This window comes from Lacticaseibacillus salsurae (genome assembly GCF_045862175.1).
Classification (GTDB): domain Bacteria; phylum Bacillota; class Bacilli; order Lactobacillales; family Lactobacillaceae; genus Lacticaseibacillus; species Lacticaseibacillus salsurae.
The window spans coordinates 1-1,286 of record NZ_BAAFZI010000142.1; the positions used below are offsets into that span (position 1 = coordinate 1).

Annotated in this window: 1 protein-coding gene; it reads left to right on the top strand. The window is 48.8% G+C overall.

The features are described 5' to 3' along the window. Positions 1 to 50 precede the first annotated feature (50 nt). On the top strand, positions 51 to 1,286 hold a 1,236-nt coding region (locus ACKTSG_RS14285; RefSeq protein WP_407895693.1), incomplete at its 3' end, for an IS5-like element ISLca2 family transposase.

A 1,286-nucleotide genomic window follows, 5' to 3' on the forward strand; every position in this document is an offset into this window, starting at 1 on the left:
TTTCCTGCATTTTCCTTGCATTTTTTGGGAACCTACTCGGAGGTTATCGTATGGTCTATCGTCACAGCCCGCTTCAATTGTCATTTGAATCCTTTGGTGCCGGTTTAAGTACCCCACTTAGCTCTAACAATGAGTGGGTCCAGTTGGCGGAGGTCATGCCCTGGAAGGCTCTCGATGAGGCATACCAATTGGAGTTCACCAAAAATGCGGGACGTGCGGCAAAACCATTTCGTTTACTCTATGGGGCAATCCTGATCCAACAACGGATGGGTTTAACTGATCGTGGGGTGGTTGCGGCAATTCGTGATACACCCGCACTTCAATATTTCATCGGGTTGTCCGAATACAAAGCGGTTGAGCCGTTCAATTATTCCAGCCTGGCACACTTTCGCAAACGAATTGCCGATATCTCCGAGCTGATTACGAATATCATGAATGATACAGTACGCGCCAAGATCGAAGCGTTGGTCCCATTCAAAGTGGACAGCGTCATCACGGACGCAACCGCAGTGCCAGTCAAAATCAAGTATCCTCAAGACACCGTCCTCCTCAACCAAGCAAGGCTGAATCTTGAGGCGATGGCGATCGATATGGCACACCAACTTGGTGTGCCAAACCCACGCATGTACAAACGCGAGGCGAAGCATTGTTGGACCTCATTTTCACGACATCCAAAGCAACAGCGTGGTGGCTTTCATAAACAGGTCAAGGCCCAACTTCAATATGTGCGCCGTGATTTGCGGTACATCAACGAATTCATCGATCAGGTTGCGACTCTACCAGATGAACAAGCGATTCGCTTAGGCGTGATTCGAATTCTATTTGACCAGCAATGGTACATGTATACCCACAAGACTCACCACGTTGAAGACCGAATTGTTAGTCTCCAACAGCCGTACATTCGCCCAATTCAACGTGGTAAGGCCAATGCTAAAGTTGAATTTGGGGCGAAGATTGACTGTTCGTTAAGTGAAGGCGTAGTCGACATTGAACGTTTTGATTTCACCGCATTCTCTGAGGGCCAAGACTTCGCGGAAACTTTAGACCACTATTACGACCTTCATGGACATTATCCGGATGAAGTACTGGCCGATACGCTGTACCGTAATCGGGAGAACCTAAAGCTGTGTAAGGATTTGGGTATCCGAATCTGCGGCCCGAAGCTTGGCCGGCATCCAAAACACGTTGATGCAGCGAAACGGCGTGAGGATACTGATGCCGAGAATCGAAGAGGTACCATTGAACGCCGGTTTGCTTTTATGAAGGGCACGCTGGGGCTTGACTTG